We start from the raw sequence: 20691 nt of genomic DNA, 5'->3' as shown, positions 1-20691 counted from the left end.
TTTATAGCCTTAGTCTTAAGGATTTTCATTTAAATCCTAGTCTAAGAACTTTTCGAAAATACTAGCACTAATATTTGCTGAAACCTTTTTGTACGATTCTCACTTCGTGGACTTTGATCTTACCGGAAGGACTGTAATCCACGCCGGTGCTTATGTCAGAGAAACTGCACTATATTATGCTAAGAAAGGAGCTATAGTTTACGCTTTTGAACCAAATCCAGATTGTTACAAGGTAGCGGACTTAAACCTCAAACTTAACCATGAATTAGCTAAAAATATAGCTCTTAAGAATTATGCTATAGGTGAGGATGATTACGTAGAATTTCCGAAGATAAAATGCAGTGGAGCTGCCAGCGTTTACAGTAATGTTAAGGATAAAGTTAAAGTTAGAAGCGTAAGTATTTCTACGATTTTAAAAGAATTCAAGATAAATAATCCAGATATACTTGATATAGATATTAAAGGTGAGGAGTTTAAAGTTATATATGATAAAAGTTTAGAGAAATTTAAGATAATAAGAATAGAATACACAACTGAGATAGAAGGCAAAAACTAGGTAATGTGGATAATATAATAAATAAGTTGAGAGAATATGGCTTTAATAAAATTAGAGTTTATAAACATAATGAGTTGATATACGATCTTTCTGAACATGGAACAATACACGCAGTTAAATAACTGACTACAACATTAAATAAGCCCAAGTGTTTCAATAAATCTAAGTGTTCAAAGCCTGATTATTATTATTCAACTAGTCATAAGTTTAAAATAGATTATATATTCTTGGAGATGAACCAAAAAGTGTTTTCATAAATTAATTAAGTCATGAGAGACATCTGCTTAATTTATAGTCATGAATCATAATATTATATCTAAGTGATTAATTTTAGTGCTAGTATTTAATAAAAATTTTGTCTTAAACTTAAATACACCAATTATCGTCATTTATGTTCTTTATAGTGGCGATTAATATCCGAAGTATTGTTTTAGCTTTCTTATTCCTTCTTCTAGACCGATTCTAGGAGTATATCCTATTATCTCCTTTAACTTCTTTACATTAGCTACTCTATACTTTGAATCACCGGGTCTTTCTTTTTCATAAATCACCTTGGCTTTTTTGCCCAATACCTTCTCAATGATCTCAAGCAATTTAAGATTAGTAATGCCGACTCCCGTGCCTACGTTATAAGTCCCAGTTATACCTTTTTCAATAACCTTAAGCATTACATTTATTACATCTTCGATATAAATATAGTCTCTAGAGAGTGTCCCAAGCGCAAATAATTGAATAAATATAGTATGATAGAAAAACAATTTTATAATTAATTAAGAATAAAATATAATTATATCTTTCAGTATAACGAGAGATTAAGCTTATATTGTAATGGAAAATAATCAAGTATAGAGAAAAACAGAATTTCCAACATAGTCCACACTACCTTGATCAACTCTCGCGGTACAAGTTAGTGGGCGAGTTGACTCTCCGGAACACGCGATAACACAGAAGTGTAGATGTAGGAGTTGTAAATCAACGCGATAACGTAGACAAAGAACTCGACCATACCCTTTTCAGTAGCGTAAGGCCTCCAATACCTCCTCAAGAAGATCCCAAAGAACTCCACTCCTGAAACTAGAGAAACCTATCAACCAGGTCGAGGACTTCCCCACGAAGCCCCTATCCACTACCTTATAACCGCTGCGAGAGAAGCCAACCTTATTGTCCGGAAAATTGGCCAGTTCCACTTGAATCTCGTGAACTATCATTGTAGGCGACATGAGGTTGAAGACCTTGAAGCCGAACTCCTGTTCCTCTTCTTTGTAAACTCTCCCTTGAACCTCCTCCTCACTTTGCACTTAATGTAAAAGAAGAGCGTGTTAGCCGCCTCCCTGTACTTCCTCTGCCTTAGCTCTAGCTCAAACTTCTTCTTCAATGTTTCCTTGTTCCTCTTCCCGAAGGGTACCTCGATTAGGAAGGAATCCACGATCCACAGCTTTCCAACCTTTCCGTATAACGCACTGCTAGGTAAGTAGTCAGCAAGTCTACTCATCTTCCCCTCCAACTCCTTGGCGTACTCCTTGAACAGAGTCTTTATCTCTCCCCTAAATTTCTTTGCCCTCCTATGGATCTCCGACTTAGACTTGTACTCGCCTAGGAACCACCTTACCACCACGTCTGACTCGTAGTAGCTCCGCACGTCCCTGTAGGAGCACGTCCACACAATCATAACTATTAACGCTCTCGATATGAAGAGGTCAGAGAGACGCGACAGCACTTCAGACGTGATCAGCATGTAGTTCATTTTCACAAGTGTTTTATGCCTTGCTGATAAATGTTCATAGGGGACCGGGCCGTTGTAGTATTCTATCCAATGCTTCATGTGAATCGGTACTACATCGTCCCGGTTCCCTTTAAGTATTACGCGACTTTTTGCTTCAAGCGAAAATTCAAAATTTCTCAGTAATTCACAATATCTTTTGAATTATTATCTATAAACCTTTACATAGATTTATTCAATTATTTGCACTTGGGACACTCTCTTGACACCAGTTATCTCCTTAATGCCCCATCACGGCTACATTAACAAAAATTTATGAGTCAGTAATAGCCAAGGTTTATAATCCTTCACGGAGCTTGTATTATTATGAAGTTACACTTATCTAATCTAGGTCCCATAAAGCACGGTGAAATCGAGTTAGGTGACATCACGCTTTTCGTTGGAAAGCCTAACACCGGCAAAAGCACTGCTATGAAAGCGTTATTTTATTCCCTTTACTGTCCAGGTAATCTCATTAAGCTAAAGCAGGACAGCTTTGAGGTAAAGGATAATTTGTTTCTCCTACGCTTCACTATCGACAGAGAGGGAACGAAGGAAAACTACAAGAGTTTCATAAGTGATTCATTACCAGAAGGAGAGTTTAAACTAGAACCTATAAACGTTTTGGATTTCATACTTACTCAAAAACTGAGTTATGAAGAGGAGTACAGACCATCAACGTTACCTCCAATGTATTTTTCGAAAACGTGTAGTGACAAGGATATAGAACGTTTAAGGTTTTCCCTTAGTAACACAATTTACAAAATCAGCGTCAACGGTGATAAAGGAGAAGTTAAGGTTGATGTCTCTGATGTAAGTGAAACCTGCTTAAAGGATAACGAAACTCTTTCATCTATTTCCACCATTATGTTGAATATTGCAGAACAGCCAGTAAACTCCCAGTACTGCATAGGGTTTAACGAGTCTCTAAGCAAAAATGGAATCAACGGCGTTGTTTACATTCCTTACGGTAGGTCTTTCCTAGTGCTTCAGAAGTTTATATTACAAGAAATTTTGAACTCTCCCACGTCGGCATTGCCTTCCCCCTTTTCGTTGTTGGGAGAAGTTATATCTAATATAATTAGAGGATTGGTAATGGCAATAAACCCCCCGTTTAAAATTACAAGACCTAATTATCTGACGGAATACTTCAAGGGCTTAACTACATACAACGAGAAAGTATTCAACTTAATAAAACCGCTATTGAAAGGACAGATAGCAAATGATGGCGGGAACTTAGTTTACACTGAGGAAAATAAGAAAATACCGTGGGAGTACGTTTCAGCTTCAATACTAGAGATCGTAAGTTTTTTGCTCTCGGTAAAGGTGGGGAGTCTGATATTGTTTGAAGAACCTGAAACACAACTACACGAGGAATTACAACTACTAATGGGTATGGTTCTTTACGCTTTATCCTCAATTAACCGTATCGTGATTTCTACTCACAGCCAGACTATAGTTTCCACTATCGCCCACCTGAGTATGTTAAAGCCCACTAAGGAGGAGTTAAAGGACTTGTTTGAGGACTTGGAAGTGAAGGATTACGAGGCGTTAGCAGAAGCTGTAGAAAAGGCTAATGAAAAAGTTAAGGTTAAAGTATATCACTTTACCGAGGGAGAGGTTAAGGATGTGAGTATCGACTATGTCGTGAGGGGTTTGCCTGGTACTAAGGACGTATTGGAAAAGGAGTTTAGGTGGTTTTCATCACTTCATTCGAAGAGACTGTTCGGGCAAAAGTGACGTAGTTTACTTGAGTTAAGAAATCCTATTAGAGGCGTTCGAACAAAGGTGAGAGATTATGGTAAGTTTAAAGGTCGAGAAGGGAGTACTTGAGGAAAATTGCTGCAAGTTTTTCATAAAAGACGATAATGTGTTACTTTTTATAGACATGGAAGAGGTTTTTAGGGGACTAAATAAAGTAGAAGATGAGGATTTAAGAAAATTTTACACTGGTAACTTAGAGGAGATTGGCATTAATTCACGTGAGCACTGCGATGCTATCGAAATAGTGAGAGATGCAAAAGGCGAACTGATAATTAAAATCATTGAATTAACATCAATGCAGGGCAGGGATCTTCACACGTTACTAAACAAGATGAATTTTTGCATAGCATTTATAAACACTCTAGTGAGGAGGTCTTTGTATTTAAGTGCTAATAATGTGAGATACGTAACTGTATTTGTGGTTAACCCTAATGACGTTGACAAGGTCAAGGAATTTATCGAGAGAAATAGGGATATCATAACTAACACCTATCGCTGGTTATATTATTTTACCAACACGTTAGTACCGGAAGTGATACCATGTGGAAAAACTGTCCAACTAAATTAGGAAGTTTATCGGCCTAGCCTAAAGTTTGTTCAGCTAAAGAGAAAATAGATATTATGTCCATAGCATGATAATTGAGCTACTCAGGGATTAATCCTTTATCTCTCTATTGATAGTTGCTATCTTCATTGAAACAGTAGCTCTGATCGCTTTAACCCTCCTAGCCATTAAAAGAAATTAGAAAAAGAAGTATAAGGTGGCTATCCATCCCTTGAAGAGGCTTTCCACCCCTAATCCTCCTTTTTCCTGTAATTAGCTTATATTGCATTTTACTGAAGTAAGCTTCATATTACTTTGTTAGTAAGATAAAAGTATGAAGATAGTACATTAAAAGTAAAAGATGAGTACTATGAAATAGCCGAGCAGATGGTTGAAATGGGTTTGGCTAAAAACGAGGCATTTAACTTAATTATACTATACAGCATAAATAGGACTGTAGAAGAAATAGAAAGGAAAAAGAAAGTTAAAGAATTGACCGAAAAATGGTTAAAAGGAGGTTTACCTTTCGAGTTACCTACATCTAACGACGTCATAAGTGATAGAGAACAATTTTAGCCACAATTTTATCGCTGCTCTCATTTACTATAATTTCGTCATCAGTAGAGGAGTATTTTACTGTGAACGATTATGAAAGACTATTAATATTGCTCCTTTTATTATATACAATACCAATAACATCAACGACTGTATTTACTAGCTTCATTTCTGATCAAAAGTCAGCTTACTTTTCTCCATAGCATTATACTTTTTCATTAACATATTTATGGCCGGCTATTATCTAGTAAAATACGCTACAAACATCACACCTTACGTCTTATTTACGTTATCGATATGTTTACTTACGACATTATACAACTGGGATGAAATATACGCCGTTGACAACAGTTTTCGATAAACCGTGAATTTTATCTCATTTGATATCATTTAACATTCCTAATCCTTTTAAGGCTATTAAATAAGCTGAGGCTGTATGCCTATCAAAACCCTTCTCCCTCATCACCTTTTCATGCTCTTCCGAGTTTGTAGTACCCTTAGGATTAACTAACACAACGTTGAAACATAACCTAAGTGATTTAATAACACCGTGAGCTAACATTTGCCTCTTAGCAAAACGCGAAACCTTCCTATTACCGCTCTTACTCCTAGTGAACCTCCTCCTTTTCACTAGAAACAAGTCTTCAAAAACAACATAATCAACGCCAACCCTTGATAGGAAATTGAGGGACTCTGATAGAGCATTCAAACGCAAAGCCATAGCTTTCCCTTTAGTAAAACCTGGTCTAGTAACATCTGAATACCACCACGTCTTATTAGCAATAATTTCACCATCCTTGCTAATCACAACAACGTTCAACCTATCACTGTTCAAATCAAAACCGGCAATTAAACCGTAACCGTTAGGTTTTAGTGAAGAGAAGTGCTTCAGATAAAGCCAGAGCGGTACTTGGAGGTGGATCATAGGGTAATCCTTGAAACTTACTACAGCACCGTAACCCTCCACCTTTTTACTCGCTAAATCCTCTAACTCTTTAAGCAATGGTAAGTACTCCTTGCCGAAATAAGCTTTACCAAAAACCCACTTACCCCAAGGATCCTTAACCTTAATTAAAACGTGGTCTTCCAAAACGTGGAACTTAATATTTCTGTTCCCTTTATCGCTTTTATTCCCCCTACTACCGAACCAGAACCTCCTTATCCTTGCGTGTATTATCTCACCCTTTTCATCCTCCCTATCCAATAAACCGTCAGTGATTGTCTTAGCTTGCTTTAAAGCAGTTTCGAGGTAAATGTAGTTTGGTAAAACGTTGTAAAACTCCTTGGTTAACTCGTCAATACTCTTCCCGTCAAACAATTGTTTAATAGCACTCTTAACTACTTGTGAGTAAGCCCTAGCAATCCTAACAACCCTCTCTTTCTCGTTAAATAAGACTCTACTATTTATCGTAACGAATTGGAAGTTATCTAGTGCTTCCCTAGACCCTATCAATTTATTCCTCATCATCTGGTAAGATAACAATTACGATCACCTCCTTACCGTATAATTTCTCACCCTTATCCCTTAGTTTTGAAGGTATAGTTATACCATATCTCTTATTCCCATACTTATCTGTGCCATAACTTGAGACCGTTGATCTGAAAACTATTTGCTCCATAAGAGTGTTAGAAGCAATAAAATTTATAAATTTTTGTGCTAATATTTAATTGGAGGATGCCACAATGAACTCGATGAGCAATGTGAGGGGGAGGAAGGCACCCAATGAAACTCCCCATGTCCTTGAAGGGAGTGGTTTAGCTCCCGTAGACGGCATGGGAAGGGAAATAAGGGGCATGAGGACGAGAGGTTGAATACAAATTCATGAAACCTCAATGAAAGTCCGACCCCCAGGCAAGGATTGCGTATAATGAAATTTCAGGAGTAAGATTACCTTATGTCAACTATGACACAATACTGTACACTTTATTATTATATTCTGTCGTATCAGCTATTTCTATGTGGAGTAGAAATTAACTTAAGGAAAAGGGTTTAGTGCTTAATTCTATATTGTACGCGTGCTGTTACTAACTGGAACTTAATAACTGGCCTCCTTATATAAAACATTTTAGTCAGATCTGACTGGGATGTAGGCCGTTTTGTTGTAGTTACACTTCAACTAAGAGCTCTTAAGCTAGATATTCTCTATAAATATGACATTTTCTAACTTTTTATCTTTCAATTCTTTCTCTAATTTAAACAATGCTTGAATTCCTAGTCCTTTAGCTGTTGCGATAACAGAAGCATCAATTATAGAAATGGAATTATTGCACTTCGTCTCTATTATATGGTCAGCAAACTCTAACGCATTAACTACTTCAAAATAACCTGAGTCTAGCAACTTCTTAACTAATTCTCTAGCCTTATTTATTCCATATTTCCTACATATTATATAAGTTAACTCAATTAATGTCAGATTAGTAATTATTGGCTCTAGTTTACTACTATTAACAAGCTTAAGGAATTTTTCTCCTAAATCCGATCCTTCTAAAACCTCAACTAGTACTCCAGTATCAACTACTACCCTCATCTTCTCTTCTCGACCTCTCTAATTCCTCTCTAATCCCTTTTGCAGAACCTAAAAGGGAAAACAGTAATTGAACATTCTTTTGAGATTTTTTATTCTCCTCATAAAAAGTTATTAAATATTCTACCGCATCATTTAAGCTAACTCTCTTACCCTTATTCAACTGCAGTTCAGCAGCAATCTTAACTAACTTCTCCTTCACATCTTTACTAACTCTAATAATTTCACTCATAACGTAAGAATAGGAAAAGTGTGTATATAAAGTTTACTTTATATACTTTAAATATAGTGTTTATCTTATGTAAACAACACAGTTCTTGAGAGTAAGAATATGTTAGGTAAAAATGACATCTCCTAACCCAAAGGATAGACCTAATATGAAAGAAGTCAAAAAGATGTCACAAAAATTTGTGATATAAGTAGTCAGTACTAGTACCTTTGACGCAATTAAGCGAAAACTGAAGAGGCCGTGTCATCTCAATAAAAACTTCCACAAGGGCTCTAACTCTATTTTCTTACCGTTATAATCCATTATTTCCTCCATGTCCCACGTTACGATTTTGGGTTTGAAACCCAATAATGAGGAGGCTTTAGTTAAAGCACTTAACTCCCTCTCCTTTATCCCCTCCTCATCATAAGTTACCTGTATTAACTCCCCGTTTTTCTCATCTAAAAAGTTTACCTCGTACTCCTCTCCTTTAACGAAATAAACTCCCTTGTTCTGATTTTTCCTAAGCAAATGTATTGCGACTAAATTCTCCATTAATCTCCCCATATCCTTTTTTATAGAGACTTCTTGAATAATACCCATGTCAACTACGTAAACCTTCTTGTTTTCTGCAATTCTGCTCAACTTTCCGGTATACCTTTCCACGGAATAAATTAAGTAACTTGTGGTCAGGCCGTAAAACCACTCGTCAACAGTTTTATAATCAATTCTGAGCATTCTAGCAATTCTATTTAGAGAAACTTCAGAAGAGTAAAGGGAAATTACTGCTGAGGAAAAGTCCTTAAACTTAGATATCCTCTTTATCTTAAGCCTCTGTACTACGTCTTTAAACAGTATATCATTATAAATGCTGTTGACTATTTGCCTACTGTTTAGCAGCAACGCTTCAGGAAAACCTCCTATGCTCATGTGCTCCCTTAAGTAATTCTTGATCTCAGCCCTCTCCCTTGTCGTAAGCGGTTCGGAGTAATTAACTCCCTTAAACCTTAGAAACTCCTTGAAGGAAAAGGGAAAGAGCGTGAAGTCCACATGCCTTCCGGTTAGGCTTGTGGCCAGCTCGCCGGAAAGTAACTTAGAATTACTCCCGGTTAATATTATCCTTTTAGTCTTCCTCAGCCTGCTCACGAAGGGCTCCCAACCTTGAATGTTCTGTATTTCGTCAAACAGGATGTAATCCACGTTACCGTAAAGTTCGTAAATTGCTTGTTCAACCATATGCAGATCCTCAGATTTTAAATTTCTCAATCTCTCATCATCAAAGTCAACATAAGCTAAGTTTTTGTCTTTTAATAATAGGAGTGATAGAGTAGATTTCCCGCTCCTCCTAACTCCTAATATTGCTAAAACATTTGGGATTGATAGATTTGTTAGCAACTCCTCCTTAGGCACATCTCTGGGTATTGCCCTACTCATTAAGTTTTCTGCGTCTTCTCTTTGTTCCTTCAGAACGCTTTTTATTTCCTCAACGTTCACGCATAATAGGAGTTTTTTGCATTTTTAAACTTTTGGAGTATACTCCAAAACTCTTCCGATTAACTTATGGAGTATACTCCAAAACTAAATCTGAGAGTAATACCATTTAATTAATACTCTTTCTTTTAAGTTATAATGACATGGCGTACGGTAAGCAGTGCACGCAGTTTTAGAATCGAGGGTAGGATTTTCATTCCTATTAGAGAAGTAATATTTCTAAATACGATCATTTCAAGAGGTGTACATGTTATTCGATTTTAAGGAGTATGCTTAACCTGTAGGACTGTTAGGTAAGAAGTGCTAGCAACTGACTTCTCCCGCCCCTAGAACGGTAGACCCAAAATCTAATTAGTAAAAATAATTTTTATTTGTTATTAGTGGTTCATAAAGATTTAATGTAATTAGTTAGATAATTATATGATAATTTTTATAAATTTCCAAGTACCATATTAGATTTTTTATATTTCTACAAAGATAGAGTGAGGAATATTATTGTAAATTAGGAAATGATAAAGATATTTATGATAAAATCTGCTTTATTTGTATCATTTATTTAATACATTATTCTTAATGCTCTCTATTATAAGTATAATAAAATATGTTCCTTATGAAGAAAAATATGAGGTTTAGTGTTGAATTTATATTTGTAGTACGATTTTGGGTCTACCGGACTATGGGAGGGGCAATCACTATCCCTTCTTTCAAGGGACTAGACCTGGATGATAGTCCCCTCTTGGAGGGCTCTCTGGCTGCTGAGTTGATGGTGGGAACTCCCCGCTGGCGGAAGGAAATCAGCTATTTCCGATAATCTAGGGATTTTGCAGTATTTTTCCAAATACTTCGTATAATTTACTCATATTTTCCACAAATTCGTCATTTTTTACAAGATTCTTAACAATTTGTACCTTCATTTCTAGAAAAGAAATTATATCGTCTTGATGTTCCCTAACGTCTTCTAATAATTCCTTCCTTGTAATATATGCAGGATTGGATGATATACTATATCTTGTAATAGTCGATAAAGGCTCTAAATAAGAGGCTAATATACTCATATCAATAAATTCCTTTATCGACATCTCTGTCATGGCAAATGAGAAATTAATAATATAAGGATTTTTCGCCAATTGATCAAGAACAGCATCGCTTAAATTAAGTTTTCTACACGATTCTTTATCGTTATTAATACATTTTACAAATAATTGTAAATTCTCTTTCATTAACTGACTTAAATTAAATAATTTTTCACATTTTTTAACAATTTCCCAAAGAGTTTCCCATTTCCTGTTCTTAATGGAACTTGTAATGAAATTCTCAACTGATTTTAAGCACTTTGCTATTCCTTCATTTCCTAGATATCTTCTATAGTTTCGTTGAGTCAATTCAAGTAGCTCTTTAAGATTAGATTCCTTTATCGGCTCGTGTCCTAATTTCTCAATCTCATTAAGGCTCACGCTCTTTTTTATGTGATTTCTCGCATTATTAATAATCTCTTGCATTTCCCTTGGATGCTTTATTCCAAAATTGCTCATTTCTGCAACAATCATAAAGGGCAATAATATAATCCCTGCATATATCAAAAGTAATCCCTTTGATAACTTCTCAACGGCTTGTTGCAAATAATTTATCTTTCTATTTTCGTATTTTTCAAATTCTTCCTTAGTAATTGAACCTTCCTTAAGTAATTTCTCATATTTATTCCTTATATTTTCTCTAGCATCTAATGCATAATCCCAATCTACTATTCCATCTTCTATATATTCCAGAAAAAATTGAGGAGACTTGGACACGAAAATTTCGCCTTAAAAAACCCTGTCTTTTATTACTGAATTTACAGTATACTCTGGATACTTTACATAAACGTATTTAAGCAAATCATCAAGTGGAATTTTAAGATGAGTAACAACAAATTCGACAAAATTTTTATCTAAAGAACTAAAGTCAAAGGTAACTTTATCCGAAATTTTGTAGGCCTTCTTAAATCCTATAATTGCACCAGAAACAAAATCTTCCACAGCTTCTTCTTTAACCTCTACATAACCTAAATTTTTAAGCCTGTACACATCGTCTTGCAATTCTTTAGAAAAAGGGCCAAAATAATAGGGAATAAACTCGTAACCTAAATTAAAATTTAATTCTTTCTCGATAAGAAATACTAACTTCTGCAACTTTGTTGCACTAACTGAAACTCCTAAGTCCTTAGCGATCTTTAATATGCCCATTACGTAAAAGTACTTGCTGTTCACATCTATTTTTATCATATACTTTCTAATTAATCTTTCTAGAAGTCGCTTCAGCTTCTACATTGCGTAGTTCTAATTAAAGATCGCGTTACACTGCAGGGATTTTCCGACAAAAGCTACTCAAGGACTTAAGCTACGTTATTTCTGATAATTTACCATTAACTCCTCCAGGGTCTATGATATTAGGAAGTGTAACTGCATTAAAAGATGATTTAATAGTAGAATTCAATAACATTATTGGTACTATAAGTTTCTTTATTCAATCCCTAGATAAAATAGACTTAGTTGAGGAAGACTTACGTAGGATTGTTGGTAATTTAAACTTGGGCAAGATAGATTACATAGAATTATCATTAGAAATAATATTAAATGGAAAATTAAATTTAAATATAAACATGCTAGGAGGAGAAGTTGTAGGTATGGAGGTATCGTCAGAGAGGAAGAACGTTAGAATTAACTCTTACATGGCAATGGCTAACTCCTATTCCGTGCTAATTACTTATAAATTAAACTAAATTAAAGATCTAGATAACATCACTGAAGAAATAAAAAGAGATATTCAAGAACTTGAGAATAAAGGATTAAGATGACTTGTAATATTCACTACTATATTGTTTTTCCAATTTTTATACATTTTCCGTTCCTTTTCTCACAGAAAAGAATTATCTCTTCCGTTTTCTCTACTATATTTCCTACAGTATATCCAGCTAAACCTGAAAGAGCGGCAATTAATGATCCTACGTCAAGCCTCTTAAATGCTGCACCTCCTGTTACTCCTCCTGTAGCTGCACTATCTAACGTACTTTCGAGTGCATAAGTTACTACTCTGGCTATTATTATTCTAGTTATCATAATTCCAAGTCTTGAGAAGAACTCATCTAAATCGCTACAATCCCTTATCTTCTCTTCTGGAGAAGTCCTAAAGGATATTGAGACCTTGTACTTACTCCTTTTCTTAATTATGACGTCAGCATCAAGTTTGAAAGAATTCTTTAAGGAAGACTTTACATTTTCAAGACTGTTGGTACTGTAACCTTCTATAATATACCTAATGTTCTCTTCAATCATTTCATTATATTCTAACAAGAAATAAAATAAGCTTTTATTAAGTCGTATTACATTTGCTTTGTGGGTTCGTTCAATATATTTCAATAGGATGATACAGTAAAAATATGTTTCCTATAGAAAATAATATCTCTCCTAAATAATTTACTATACTACTTCTTGACCTCAAAGCCCTTAGCTCGACCAACAACAAGGTTGGCCATGTACATCATTCAAGCATAAGCCAAACTAGCTTAGCCTCAACAACTTGACCAGCAAAACTCGTAGCCCTAACAGACTCACCAAATGCTTAACCGCTGAGAACAAGGATTCAACCAACCACCTATTATCATAACCCTTCTCATCCCGCCAACGTTCATAACCCAACTTCTTGAACTCGCGCACAGCCTTACGCCTAGCAGGATGACCACGCCTAAAGCGTCTTTCCTAGGAATTTTACGAGTTCTTCTATCCCCTTATTGTTGTACTTGAATTCTTTCACTTCCTTAATTGATACTGTGGATTTCCCTTGTTCTACTAGTAGTTCTCCCTTTGTGTTAATTTGCTCTGTGATATGTCAACAAAAAGGTTAGCCATTAAAGTCAACTAAGAATTATTTAAAGAAAACTTTAAATAGGCACTATTAAATAGAAGCTAATTGAGTAGCGTAGCGCTATAGATGAGGGAGCACCTGGCGTAGCGGCCACGTGTTCCCGATCATTTAACTTCTGCAAAATACGTCCAGATCTTAATTCCCCATCCTTCTATCTTTCCTGATTTTGGATCTTTATCCAGCTTGTCACTAATTATCTCAAATAATTTTTCGTAAGGAAATTTTTCGCTATTCTCGTTAAGTATATGTTTTCTTATAATGTATCCTACAAAATCCGATATTTGTAAAGCCTCATAATTAGCAGAATTTGCGAATAAAATAGGTTTAAAGATTCTACCTATTGCAGACGTCCTTGTTATAAACGCATTATTCACCAATTCGCCCTCTACAATTTTAACTATGTTCATTTGATCTTTTGCCATTTGATAATCCTTATCTACATTTATCTGATCATGTACAATAAGTATCCAGTCCTTTGAATATTCTCTATCAGCTAGTTTTAGTAGTCTCTCAAATAGATGTTTATAAGCTATTCCCATTACATCGACGCTTAAATCCTTATCATCTTTTATCAATCTAGGAGTAACCGTAAATCTTTCTCCAATTCTTTTCTTTATTATATAATCTTTAAATACAACACTAGATATTATTCTTAAATTTAAGCTTCTGATTATTTTGGCAAATTCGTTTGCAAAATCGCGTATTTGAGCTTCAGAAAGAGGAAAATTTTTTCTTGGATGGAAAAGATCACTTGCATGAATTTCCATATTGGTAGGTAATCCGTAATTAGCCTTTAGTTCACTGATATTATTCCTTATATTATCAAGCTCTCTGTCAGTAGTTATAGTAGAAGTAACAATAAATGGATAAGGCTTGTTCGTTTTTTTGTTAAGTTCTTTGAAAGTTCCCTTACCGTTTTCATCAATAAAAGCAATTAGCACAAAAATTATATGAACAAGAGAGTTTTTAAATATTTTACTAGGTACTTCTATAGGATTAATTACAAGTCATTTAATAAATTCTGTAGCCTCAAAAGAGGAGAAGGTAATAGAAGTGAATAATCCTTGTGAAAGAAGCCTAGCATATTTCAAGCAATAAGTGAATGGAATGAGTAACAATGATAATTCTAGAAACGAAGGTACAAATTGTTAAGAATCTTGTAAAAAATGACGAATTTGTGGAAAATATGAGTAAATTATACGAAGTATTTGGAAAAATACTGCAAAATCCCTAGATTATCGGAAATAGCTGATTTCCTTCCGCCAGCGGTAGACCCAAAATCATATTAGAAAAAATATTTCTGGTAGGATAATATCGAATTTATAAAAGATAAAGAAATTTATAAGAGTGTAAAGAATTGAAGAAAGGGTTTAAGGTGAGGGAGATGGAGTATTACCACGTGACACAGGAAGATGGTAACACCCGGTCTCCCTCACCAAAATAACATTCAACAAATAGGATATAAATTACTTTCCATGTTGAACTTCCAAGGGGAAAAGGTAGATGAGGTAGCAAAAACTCTCATCTCCGCGTGTTTGTGGAACGATTCAGTAGAGAACAAGTCCAGAGCGTATGACGTATCCCCACAGACCGTGAGGAATTACGTAGAGAAACAAGGGATGGAAGTGATTGAAAAGCTATTGGAAAGAGCTAGGAAAATATCCTTAGAAGTACTGAAGGGAGTGAGATAGATCTTTCAATAGACTGGACAACCAAGACGTGGTATGGGAAACCAGTGAAAGGGCTCGGGAGCTCTGAAAAAGGAAACTCGTGGAACTACGCAACTGCAACAACCAAGTATAAGGGGAAAGTACTTTTACTTGCCTTTATTCCGCAAGTGAACGACTAAGGACGAGATAGTGAAGATCCTCGTGGAGCAAGTAATGGCAATGGGATTCAAGATAAGGTTGATAACTCTTGACGCTGGTTTCTACACAGTTGATGTGCTCAATTTCATTTCACAGTTTAAGTATATAATTGCTGTGCCTGTTGGGGACGTGAAGGTGTTTGAGGAGTTTGACGGGGATTACAAGACTAATAGTAAGAGGCATAGGAGGCTCCACATGCTTTGCCTCTAACATGGCTAGGCGATGGCTTGAAGAGCCGAAGGAACTACTTGATTGGGGTTAACTTGAGGACCTTCACCACCTCCTCCCCTATACCTAGTCTTCTTAGTCTCACCCTTGTAAAGCTTGTCTTCTTGTTTAGGAGTGTTGTTCGTGAAAATCACCATAGGAGTTCACTCAAAAATTGTTGAACATATTCATCAATAGTAACGCTTAGCTATACACTTTAAATACTATCCTTACGATTTTATCTTATGAAGCTAGCAATTAATTATATAGTGAAAGGAACTAGTTATAGACTTGTTATTAATGCAGAGAAGCTCAAAGTTTACGAGGAATTAGATAATGTACTAAAAGAAATCTGTGAAAAATTCAATGGTGAGGTGGAGGAGTATAGCGCAAGTAAAATTGTGGAAGAACTTCCCTTGGGCAAGATTATAATGCCAATAGCTACAAATGTAACTTTACATTCATCTGACATAAAGTTTTCTGACGACGATAATTTAAATTTTATAATAAAGACGCTACTAGGTACTAAAATAGGATTAGTTGCAGGCCATTTAATAGATTCCTCTATCTCAAGAGAGGAAAAAGTAATAGATATAAAAAACCCTTGTGAAAGGAAGGAGCCTAGCATATTTCAAGCAATAACTGAATGGAAAGAGCAATAATGATAATCCTAGATACATCATTTCTTTACTCATTTCTTAATAAGAACGACGCAAACCATAACAAAGCTGTAGAGCTAATGAATAAAATTATTTCTAGGAAATTTGGAAAGCCAATAATCTTCGAATATGTAATTGATGAATTATTTACTTTAATGATTAATAAGCAACCTTTTAGCTATATAGAGAAAGTTATTGATTTAATCTTACAAGACGTTGAAAAGAATATCTTTCAGATAATTATTTTAACTGATCGAGAAAATTCCCTTCATGATATTATTAGATTATTTAAGAAAATAAATGAAGATCCAAATAGAAAAAAGAAATTGAGTTTTACTGACTGTGCTATATTATTTGCGATGATTCAAAATGATATTTTTTATCTAGCTAGCTTTGACTCCGGTTTTGATGGTATATTGGAGAAAATTGAATACGGAATTTATGCACTATCTAGCGATAAAATACTAAATCTAAAGAAAATATTATAGAGAGATAGTCGTTATCCGGATTTAGATTTAATGTATAACCGTTGTGTACAAAATTATTAAATTTCCGAGACTGTAACGCTTCTACGTAACTACTAGTTATTTTTAATTATTTCTAATATTCAAATTCCAGGTGAAATATTAAGATGTGCACAAGAACTTGATAAACATTACATACCTTCACGTTACCCTGACGCTTACGATCAAGGTGCTCCTGCAGATTATTACAATAAAGACGACGCAACTAGATGCTTAGATTGCGGTAGAAAAATTTTATCATGGGTGAAGGACGTTGTGGGAGGAACTTTGTAAGGAATATTCTAATAGCAGTTTACGTTTTTCTCTTACGTTTAAACAATTTCTTTATCCCTCCAGATGCTTGATAAATACTTTTTATCAACCTTGTTATTCTCTTAGCTCCAAGGTTCAAACCCGTAAAATACTTGAACAAAAGAACAACAAACAAGGAAAAAGCCTTCAACACTATAAAACCCTTATTCCTAAGCCAAGTTAGGAAGGAACCCTTCTCCAAACCCAAGACCTTAAGCTCCCTAATCAAAACCTCCATATCCCACCTATTCTCCCAAGTAGTTATAATATCCTCAGCAGTATCATTAACGTTTGTAGAGAAGAAATACCTCCTACCATAACCCTTATAATCATCAACAACGAGTAACTTTACGGGAATACCTAGATATCTTTCCATTAACTGACACTAGTGTTTCCAGAAAAAATTGAGGAGACTTGGACACGAAAATTTCGCCTTAAAAAATCCTGTCTTTTATTACTGAATTTACAGTATACTCTGGATATTTTACATAAACGTATTTAAGCAAATCATCAAGTGGAATTTTAAGATGAGTAACAACAAATTCGACAAAATTTTTATCTAAAGTAGCATTTATTGGAAAATCCTTGTAGTCTGAGGGAAGCTTGAAAACTTTTTAAAAACATCCCTAGAAAATATCGTGTGAATAAAAACCCCAGCAACGACGCGTATCACCAAGCTTTAAATGATGCAATATATGCTGCACTTGCCCCACTAGAGGACATAAGAAAAGACAGTGCAATAAGACTACTACTAGGAGGAATAATAGGCAAGGGAACATACGAAATATCACAAGAGATGAACATGGACTACATGACACTACTCAAAAACTTAGACAAGATAGCAAACCTAATGAAAGCAGTAAAAAACATAGTAAAAGACCACCCAGTCATACTCATAATAGACGACACACACGATCACAAACAATACGCAAGAGCAATACCAGTATCAAGAAACGCAACATAAGTATACTACTGCAAAGTACACAAGAGATACGAGCCAGCAAATACTACTAATTGCAGTAAAGGACTTGAAAACAAACGAAACATACATAGTCTCAATAATACCATACATACTACAAAAGGTAGTAGAAATATTAAAGGAAAGGGGAGAAAAAGTAGAATTCAAGACAAAAATACAAGCATACTTGGAAATACTACCTATTCTTGAGGAAGAGTTCAATGTTGTGGGCAAGGTCTTCGACTCTTGGTATGTTAACTCTAAAACGCTGTTAGAGGATACTGTGAGGGAACTCAAGGCCAACGCGCGTGTTGTCGCGGGTGGCAGACACGTGCCTGTTGGCTAGTTCCCCCAAGGGGAGTACCTAGTAGAATATCTAGGGAGAACTTTCGTTTATTCTTAATTATTATATTTTTATTCGATAATATTAGTTGTTTCTATGAATATTTGTTTAATAGATCTTAATCATTTTTTAATATATTAGACTTATTTTAAAAGGAGTAATTTTGAAGTCTACCGATAAAGTCTAATCGTACCTAATTTTTGAGACAAAACTAACTTAGATAGCTCAAAAATATACAAGTGTTGCAAATTTATGAATACTCTTTTCATTAAGTATTAGCTCGAAATCCTAAACTAAAGAGGTAGTATTTCGTTTAATTTCAGTTCATTTTTAATAAATCCTTCATAGTTATAGCACCGTTATTTATTAAATCCTTATCTAAGCTTACCAATTTAGCTCCTATTCTTTTAGCTGTGACTAGGTAAGCTGAATCATAGTAAGTTAGATTATTTTTTATAGCCTCTTCTACTATTTCTTTATCGAGTTTAACTTCAATTATATTGACGAAAGATAATGCAGCGGAAAGCGCATTAAAAACAGCTTCTATACCTAATTTGTCTTTGTATTTCCATAGTATGTTTCCTAGTTCATAATACGCTAATGTTATTGTATAATTATTCTTTAGGAAATCTAGCGCTTTTCCTCCCAATTTTGTCAGATCGAAGATTGCGCTAGAGTCAAAAAGGTATTTTATCTTTCTTTCCTCCATTTCTTCAACTCCTCAACTACTTCGTCAGTATTGATTTTTGCTACCTCCTTGGATGCTAAGTCTAATAATCTTCTTGCATGCTCTTCTTCCTTCTTTTTAACCTCTTCTTCCAAAGCTTTTCTTAAAACCTCACTTACATTAATGTTATACTCTTTTGCTTTTTCTAAAATTTCTCTCCTAACCTTCGTTGATGTAGTAACCCATTCGCCCATAATTACATTCTTGAATTATAAGGTAATAAATATTTTGTAGTATGAGATTTTCTTACCTATAAATATAGGTGTGGAGGTTCCACATGCTATGTCTCTAACAAGCCTAGTATAGGTTTTTTAGTACTGTCTCGTAGTTCATGTTTGTTCTAATGCTTTACTTATTTCTCCTATGTGTTGCTGTGTCTTTTCTTAGTTTAGTGATGTTGTATCTATGTGAATTGCGTTAAGGCTTCATAGTACTCATTGATTAGATTTTTACTCATACGTAATCTTGTTAAGATAATTTTTTTAAAAGTTTTTAAGGTTAGCGTTTGCACGGATTTTCAAGTGAACTACTCCGCCCTAACCGGTAGACCCAAAATCATATTAGAAAAAATATTTCTGGTAGGATAATATCGAATTTATAAAAGATAAAGAAATTTATAAGAGTGTAAAGAATTGAAGAAAGGGTTTAAGGTGAGGGAGATGGAGTATTACCACGTGAGTAAGTGAGATGATAATACCCGGTCTCCCTCACCAAAATAACATTCAACAAATAGGATATAAATTACTTTCCATGTTGAACTTCCAAGGGGAAAAGGTAGATGAGGTAGCAAAAACTCTCATCTCCGCGTGTTTGTGGAACGATTCAGTAGAGAACAAGTCCAGAGCGTATGACGTATCCCCACAGACCGTGAGGAATTACGTAGAGAAGCAAGGGATGGAAGTGATTGAAAAGCTATTGGAAAGAGCTAGGAAAATATCCTTGGAGATATTAAAGGGAGTGAATGAGATAGATCTTTCAATAGACTGGACAACCAAGACGTGGTATGGGAAACCAGTGAAAGGGCTCGGGAGCTCTGAAAAAGGAAACTCGTGGAACTACGCAACTGCAACAACCAAGTATAAGGGGAAAGTACTTTTACTTGCCTTTATTCCGCAAGTGAACGGTATGACTAAGGACGAGATAGTGAAGATCCTCGTGGAGCAAGTTGTTGCGATGGGATTCAAGATAAGGTTGATAACTCTTGACGCTGGTTTCTACACAGTTGATGTGCTCAATTTCATTTCACAGTTTAAGTATATAATTGCTGTCCCAGCTGGGGACGTGAAGGTGTTTGAGGAGTTTGACGGGGATTACACAACTAATAGTAAGAGGCATAGGAGGGATGAGCAGGTCAAGTTCAGGCTTCTCGTGTATGGCAAGGAAAAAGTGAGGAGAAAGAAGAAGAGTCTTGTTTATTTTGCTAGGGCTACTAATCTAGATCTGCCCAAGAGGTGTTGGATTTGTACAATAAGGTAAGAGGTCCCATAGAGACCTCTTATAGGAACATTAAGGCTTTTCTTCCATTTACTAGTTCTACTAAGTTTGTTTTCCGCACGTTGATCTTCGTGCTGGCCCTTGTGCTCTACTCCTTATATGCCATATTCAAGGGGGAGGTGGGGAGAGAGGAATTTAGATTATTATTAATTCTTTTATTTCCTGATTTATTCAATCCAGAGAATTTTACATTTAATGTAATTGAAACACTTATTTACACTATAGATTTATTTTTAAGGAGGTGATTTTGGGTCTACCGTTACGGATGGAGTCTTCCGCCCTCTTTGAACCCCTTGTTAAGATAAAAAACCTTAAGCT

Annotated in this window: 20 protein-coding genes and 8 pseudogenes; 11 read left to right on the top strand and 17 right to left on the bottom strand. The window is 35.2% G+C overall.

The annotated features are described in order from the left end of the window. Positions 1 to 88: 88 nt before the first annotated feature. On the top strand, positions 89 to 556 hold the full coding sequence (locus DFR85_RS20715) for an FkbM family methyltransferase (RefSeq protein ID WP_246253015.1): 468 nt from the start codon (positions 89 to 91) through the stop codon (positions 554 to 556). Between the two features lie 410 nt (positions 557 to 966). Here DFR85_RS20715 and DFR85_RS20710 read toward each other — a convergent pair whose 3' ends face one another. Then, entirely contained in the window at positions 967 to 1314 is a 348-nt protein-coding gene (locus tag DFR85_RS20710) for a GDP-mannose 4,6-dehydratase (protein WP_168367114.1), read from the bottom strand. 149 nt (positions 1315 to 1463) lie between these two features. Further along, positions 1464 to 2378 (bottom strand): annotated as a pseudogene (locus DFR85_RS20705) (IS5/IS1182 family transposase). A gap of 264 nt (positions 2379 to 2642) precedes the next feature. On the opposite strand from DFR85_RS20705, the gene DFR85_RS20700 reads away from it, so the two are divergent. The 3 genes from DFR85_RS20700 to DFR85_RS20690 all read left to right on the top strand — a co-directional run bounded on the left by DFR85_RS20700 (position 2643) and on the right by DFR85_RS20690 (position 5199). After that, entirely contained in the window at positions 2643 to 4055 is a 1413-nt protein-coding gene (locus DFR85_RS20700; RefSeq protein WP_168367113.1) for an AAA family ATPase, read from the top strand. Positions 4056 to 4113: 58 nt separating this feature from the next. Then, on the top strand, positions 4114 to 4647 hold the full coding sequence (locus tag DFR85_RS20695; RefSeq protein WP_110269913.1) for a hypothetical protein: 534 nt from the start codon (positions 4114 to 4116) through the stop codon (positions 4645 to 4647). Between the two features lie 363 nt (positions 4648 to 5010). Continuing rightward, positions 5011 to 5199: a VapB-type antitoxin gene (locus tag DFR85_RS20690; RefSeq protein ID WP_110269912.1), complete on the top strand. Its 189-nt coding sequence runs from the start codon at positions 5011 to 5013 to the stop codon at positions 5197 to 5199. A 355-nt stretch (positions 5200 to 5554) separates the two neighbouring features. Here DFR85_RS20690 and DFR85_RS20685 read toward each other — a convergent pair whose 3' ends face one another. The 7 genes from DFR85_RS20685 to DFR85_RS20655 form a co-directional block, all read right to left on the bottom strand. Then, the gene (locus DFR85_RS20685) at positions 5555 to 6646 is read right to left on the bottom strand and encodes a hypothetical protein (protein WP_110269911.1); all 1092 of its coding nucleotides are present in this window, start codon (positions 6644 to 6646) and stop codon (positions 5555 to 5557) included. Continuing rightward, a complete protein-coding gene (locus tag DFR85_RS20680) occupies positions 6633 to 6797 on the bottom strand; it encodes a hypothetical protein (protein WP_009990129.1) in 165 nt (54 codons plus the stop codon). The genes DFR85_RS20685 and DFR85_RS20680 overlap by 14 nt, the downstream gene beginning before the upstream one ends. 513 nt (positions 6798 to 7310) lie before the next feature. Next, the gene (locus tag DFR85_RS20675) at positions 7311 to 7706 is read right to left on the bottom strand and encodes a PIN domain-containing protein (RefSeq protein ID WP_012716427.1); all 396 of its coding nucleotides are present in this window, start codon (positions 7704 to 7706) and stop codon (positions 7311 to 7313) included. Further along, on the bottom strand, positions 7690 to 7935 hold the full coding sequence (locus DFR85_RS20670; RefSeq protein ID WP_012716426.1) for a hypothetical protein: 246 nt from the start codon (positions 7933 to 7935) through the stop codon (positions 7690 to 7692). The genes DFR85_RS20675 and DFR85_RS20670 overlap by 17 nt, the downstream gene beginning before the upstream one ends. A gap of 240 nt (positions 7936 to 8175) precedes the next feature. After that, positions 8176 to 9405, bottom strand: a complete 1230-nt coding sequence (locus DFR85_RS20665; protein WP_110269910.1) for an ATP-binding protein — start codon at positions 9403 to 9405, stop codon at positions 8176 to 8178. An 809-nt stretch (positions 9406 to 10214) separates the two neighbouring features. Then, complete coding sequence (locus DFR85_RS20660) at positions 10215 to 11192, bottom strand: hypothetical protein (protein WP_110269908.1); 978 nt, start codon at positions 11190 to 11192, stop codon at positions 10215 to 10217. A 12-nt stretch (positions 11193 to 11204) separates the two neighbouring features. Then, the gene (locus tag DFR85_RS20655) at positions 11205 to 11648 is read right to left on the bottom strand and encodes a conjugal transfer protein (protein WP_246253014.1); all 444 of its coding nucleotides are present in this window, start codon (positions 11646 to 11648) and stop codon (positions 11205 to 11207) included. Between the two features lie 173 nt (positions 11649 to 11821). Here DFR85_RS20655 and DFR85_RS20650 point away from each other — a divergent pair, with 173 nt between their 5' ends. After that, positions 11822 to 12160 (top strand): hypothetical protein, encoded by a 339-nt coding sequence (locus DFR85_RS20650; protein ID WP_110269906.1) that lies wholly within the window; start codon positions 11822 to 11824, stop codon positions 12158 to 12160. A 91-nt stretch (positions 12161 to 12251) separates the two neighbouring features. Here the strand turns inward: DFR85_RS20650 and DFR85_RS20645 are convergent, their stop codons facing one another. The 4 genes and pseudogenes from DFR85_RS20645 to DFR85_RS20635 form a co-directional block, all read right to left on the bottom strand. Beyond that, positions 12252 to 12713, bottom strand: a complete 462-nt coding sequence (locus DFR85_RS20645) for a hypothetical protein (protein WP_246253013.1) — start codon at positions 12711 to 12713, stop codon at positions 12252 to 12254. Between the two features lie 149 nt (positions 12714 to 12862). Continuing rightward, a pseudogene (locus DFR85_RS20640) lies at positions 12863 to 13124 on the bottom strand (IS5/IS1182 family transposase); the annotation flags it as partial. Positions 13125 to 13137: 13 nt separating this feature from the next. After that, positions 13138 to 13286: pseudogene (locus tag DFR85_RS32310) on the bottom strand (IS110 family transposase); the annotation flags it as partial. Positions 13287 to 13406: 120 nt separating this feature from the next. Then, positions 13407 to 14243: a DUF3800 domain-containing protein gene (locus DFR85_RS20635; RefSeq protein ID WP_162582667.1), complete on the bottom strand. Its 837-nt coding sequence runs from the start codon at positions 14241 to 14243 to the stop codon at positions 13407 to 13409. Between the two features lie 471 nt (positions 14244 to 14714). On the opposite strand from DFR85_RS20635, the pseudogene DFR85_RS20630 reads away from it, so the two are divergent. Next, positions 14715 to 15359 (top strand): annotated as a pseudogene (locus DFR85_RS20630) (DUF4322 domain-containing protein); the annotation flags it as partial. Between the two features lie 26 nt (positions 15360 to 15385). Here the strand turns inward: DFR85_RS20630 and DFR85_RS20625 are convergent. Continuing rightward, a complete protein-coding gene (locus DFR85_RS20625; protein WP_162582665.1) occupies positions 15386 to 15535 on the bottom strand; it encodes a hypothetical protein in 150 nt (49 codons plus the stop codon). Between the two features lie 87 nt (positions 15536 to 15622). On the opposite strand from DFR85_RS20625, the gene DFR85_RS20620 reads away from it, so the two are divergent. From DFR85_RS20620 to DFR85_RS20610, 3 genes and pseudogenes are all read left to right on the top strand, one after another. Next, the gene (locus DFR85_RS20620) at positions 15623 to 16039 is read left to right on the top strand and encodes a VapB-like antitoxin (RefSeq protein ID WP_110269904.1); all 417 of its coding nucleotides are present in this window, start codon (positions 15623 to 15625) and stop codon (positions 16037 to 16039) included. Next, entirely contained in the window at positions 16024 to 16524 is a 501-nt protein-coding gene (locus DFR85_RS20615; protein WP_246253012.1) for a type II toxin-antitoxin system VapC family toxin, read from the top strand. Before DFR85_RS20620 ends, DFR85_RS20615 begins: the two co-directional genes overlap by 16 nt. A gap of 111 nt (positions 16525 to 16635) precedes the next feature. Beyond that, a pseudogene (locus DFR85_RS20610) lies at positions 16636 to 16833 on the top strand (HEPN domain-containing protein); the annotation flags it as partial. Positions 16834 to 16852: 19 nt separating this feature from the next. On the opposite strand, the pseudogene DFR85_RS20605 reads toward DFR85_RS20610, so the two are convergent. Then, positions 16853 to 17221: pseudogene (locus DFR85_RS20605) on the bottom strand (ISNCY family transposase); the annotation flags it as partial. 270 nt (positions 17222 to 17491) lie between these two features. Between DFR85_RS20605 and DFR85_RS31825 the strand changes: the two are divergent. Next, a pseudogene (locus DFR85_RS31825) lies at positions 17492 to 18155 on the top strand (hypothetical protein). Between the two features lie 316 nt (positions 18156 to 18471). On the opposite strand, the gene DFR85_RS20585 reads toward DFR85_RS31825, so the two are convergent. Together DFR85_RS20585 and DFR85_RS20580 are read right to left on the bottom strand one after the other, a co-directional pair. Beyond that, positions 18472 to 18861 (bottom strand): type II toxin-antitoxin system VapC family toxin, encoded by a 390-nt coding sequence (locus DFR85_RS20585; protein WP_110269901.1) that lies wholly within the window; start codon positions 18859 to 18861, stop codon positions 18472 to 18474. Next, on the bottom strand, positions 18843 to 19073 hold the full coding sequence (locus DFR85_RS20580) for a type II toxin-antitoxin system CcdA family antitoxin (protein WP_110269900.1): 231 nt from the start codon (positions 19071 to 19073) through the stop codon (positions 18843 to 18845). Before DFR85_RS20580 ends, DFR85_RS20585 begins: the two co-directional genes overlap by 19 nt. A 493-nt stretch (positions 19074 to 19566) precedes the next feature. On the opposite strand from DFR85_RS20580, the pseudogene DFR85_RS20575 reads away from it, so the two are divergent. Beyond that, positions 19567 to 20618: pseudogene (locus DFR85_RS20575) on the top strand (ISH3 family transposase). The last annotated feature ends 73 nt before the right edge of the window (positions 20619 to 20691 follow it).

This window comes from Acidianus brierleyi (genome assembly GCF_003201835.2).
GTDB classification, from domain to species: domain Archaea; phylum Thermoproteota; class Thermoprotei_A; order Sulfolobales; family Sulfolobaceae; genus Aramenus; species Aramenus brierleyi.
Note: the sequence above shows the minus strand (reverse complement) of the source record. Positions and strands in the feature narration are given on the sequence as shown.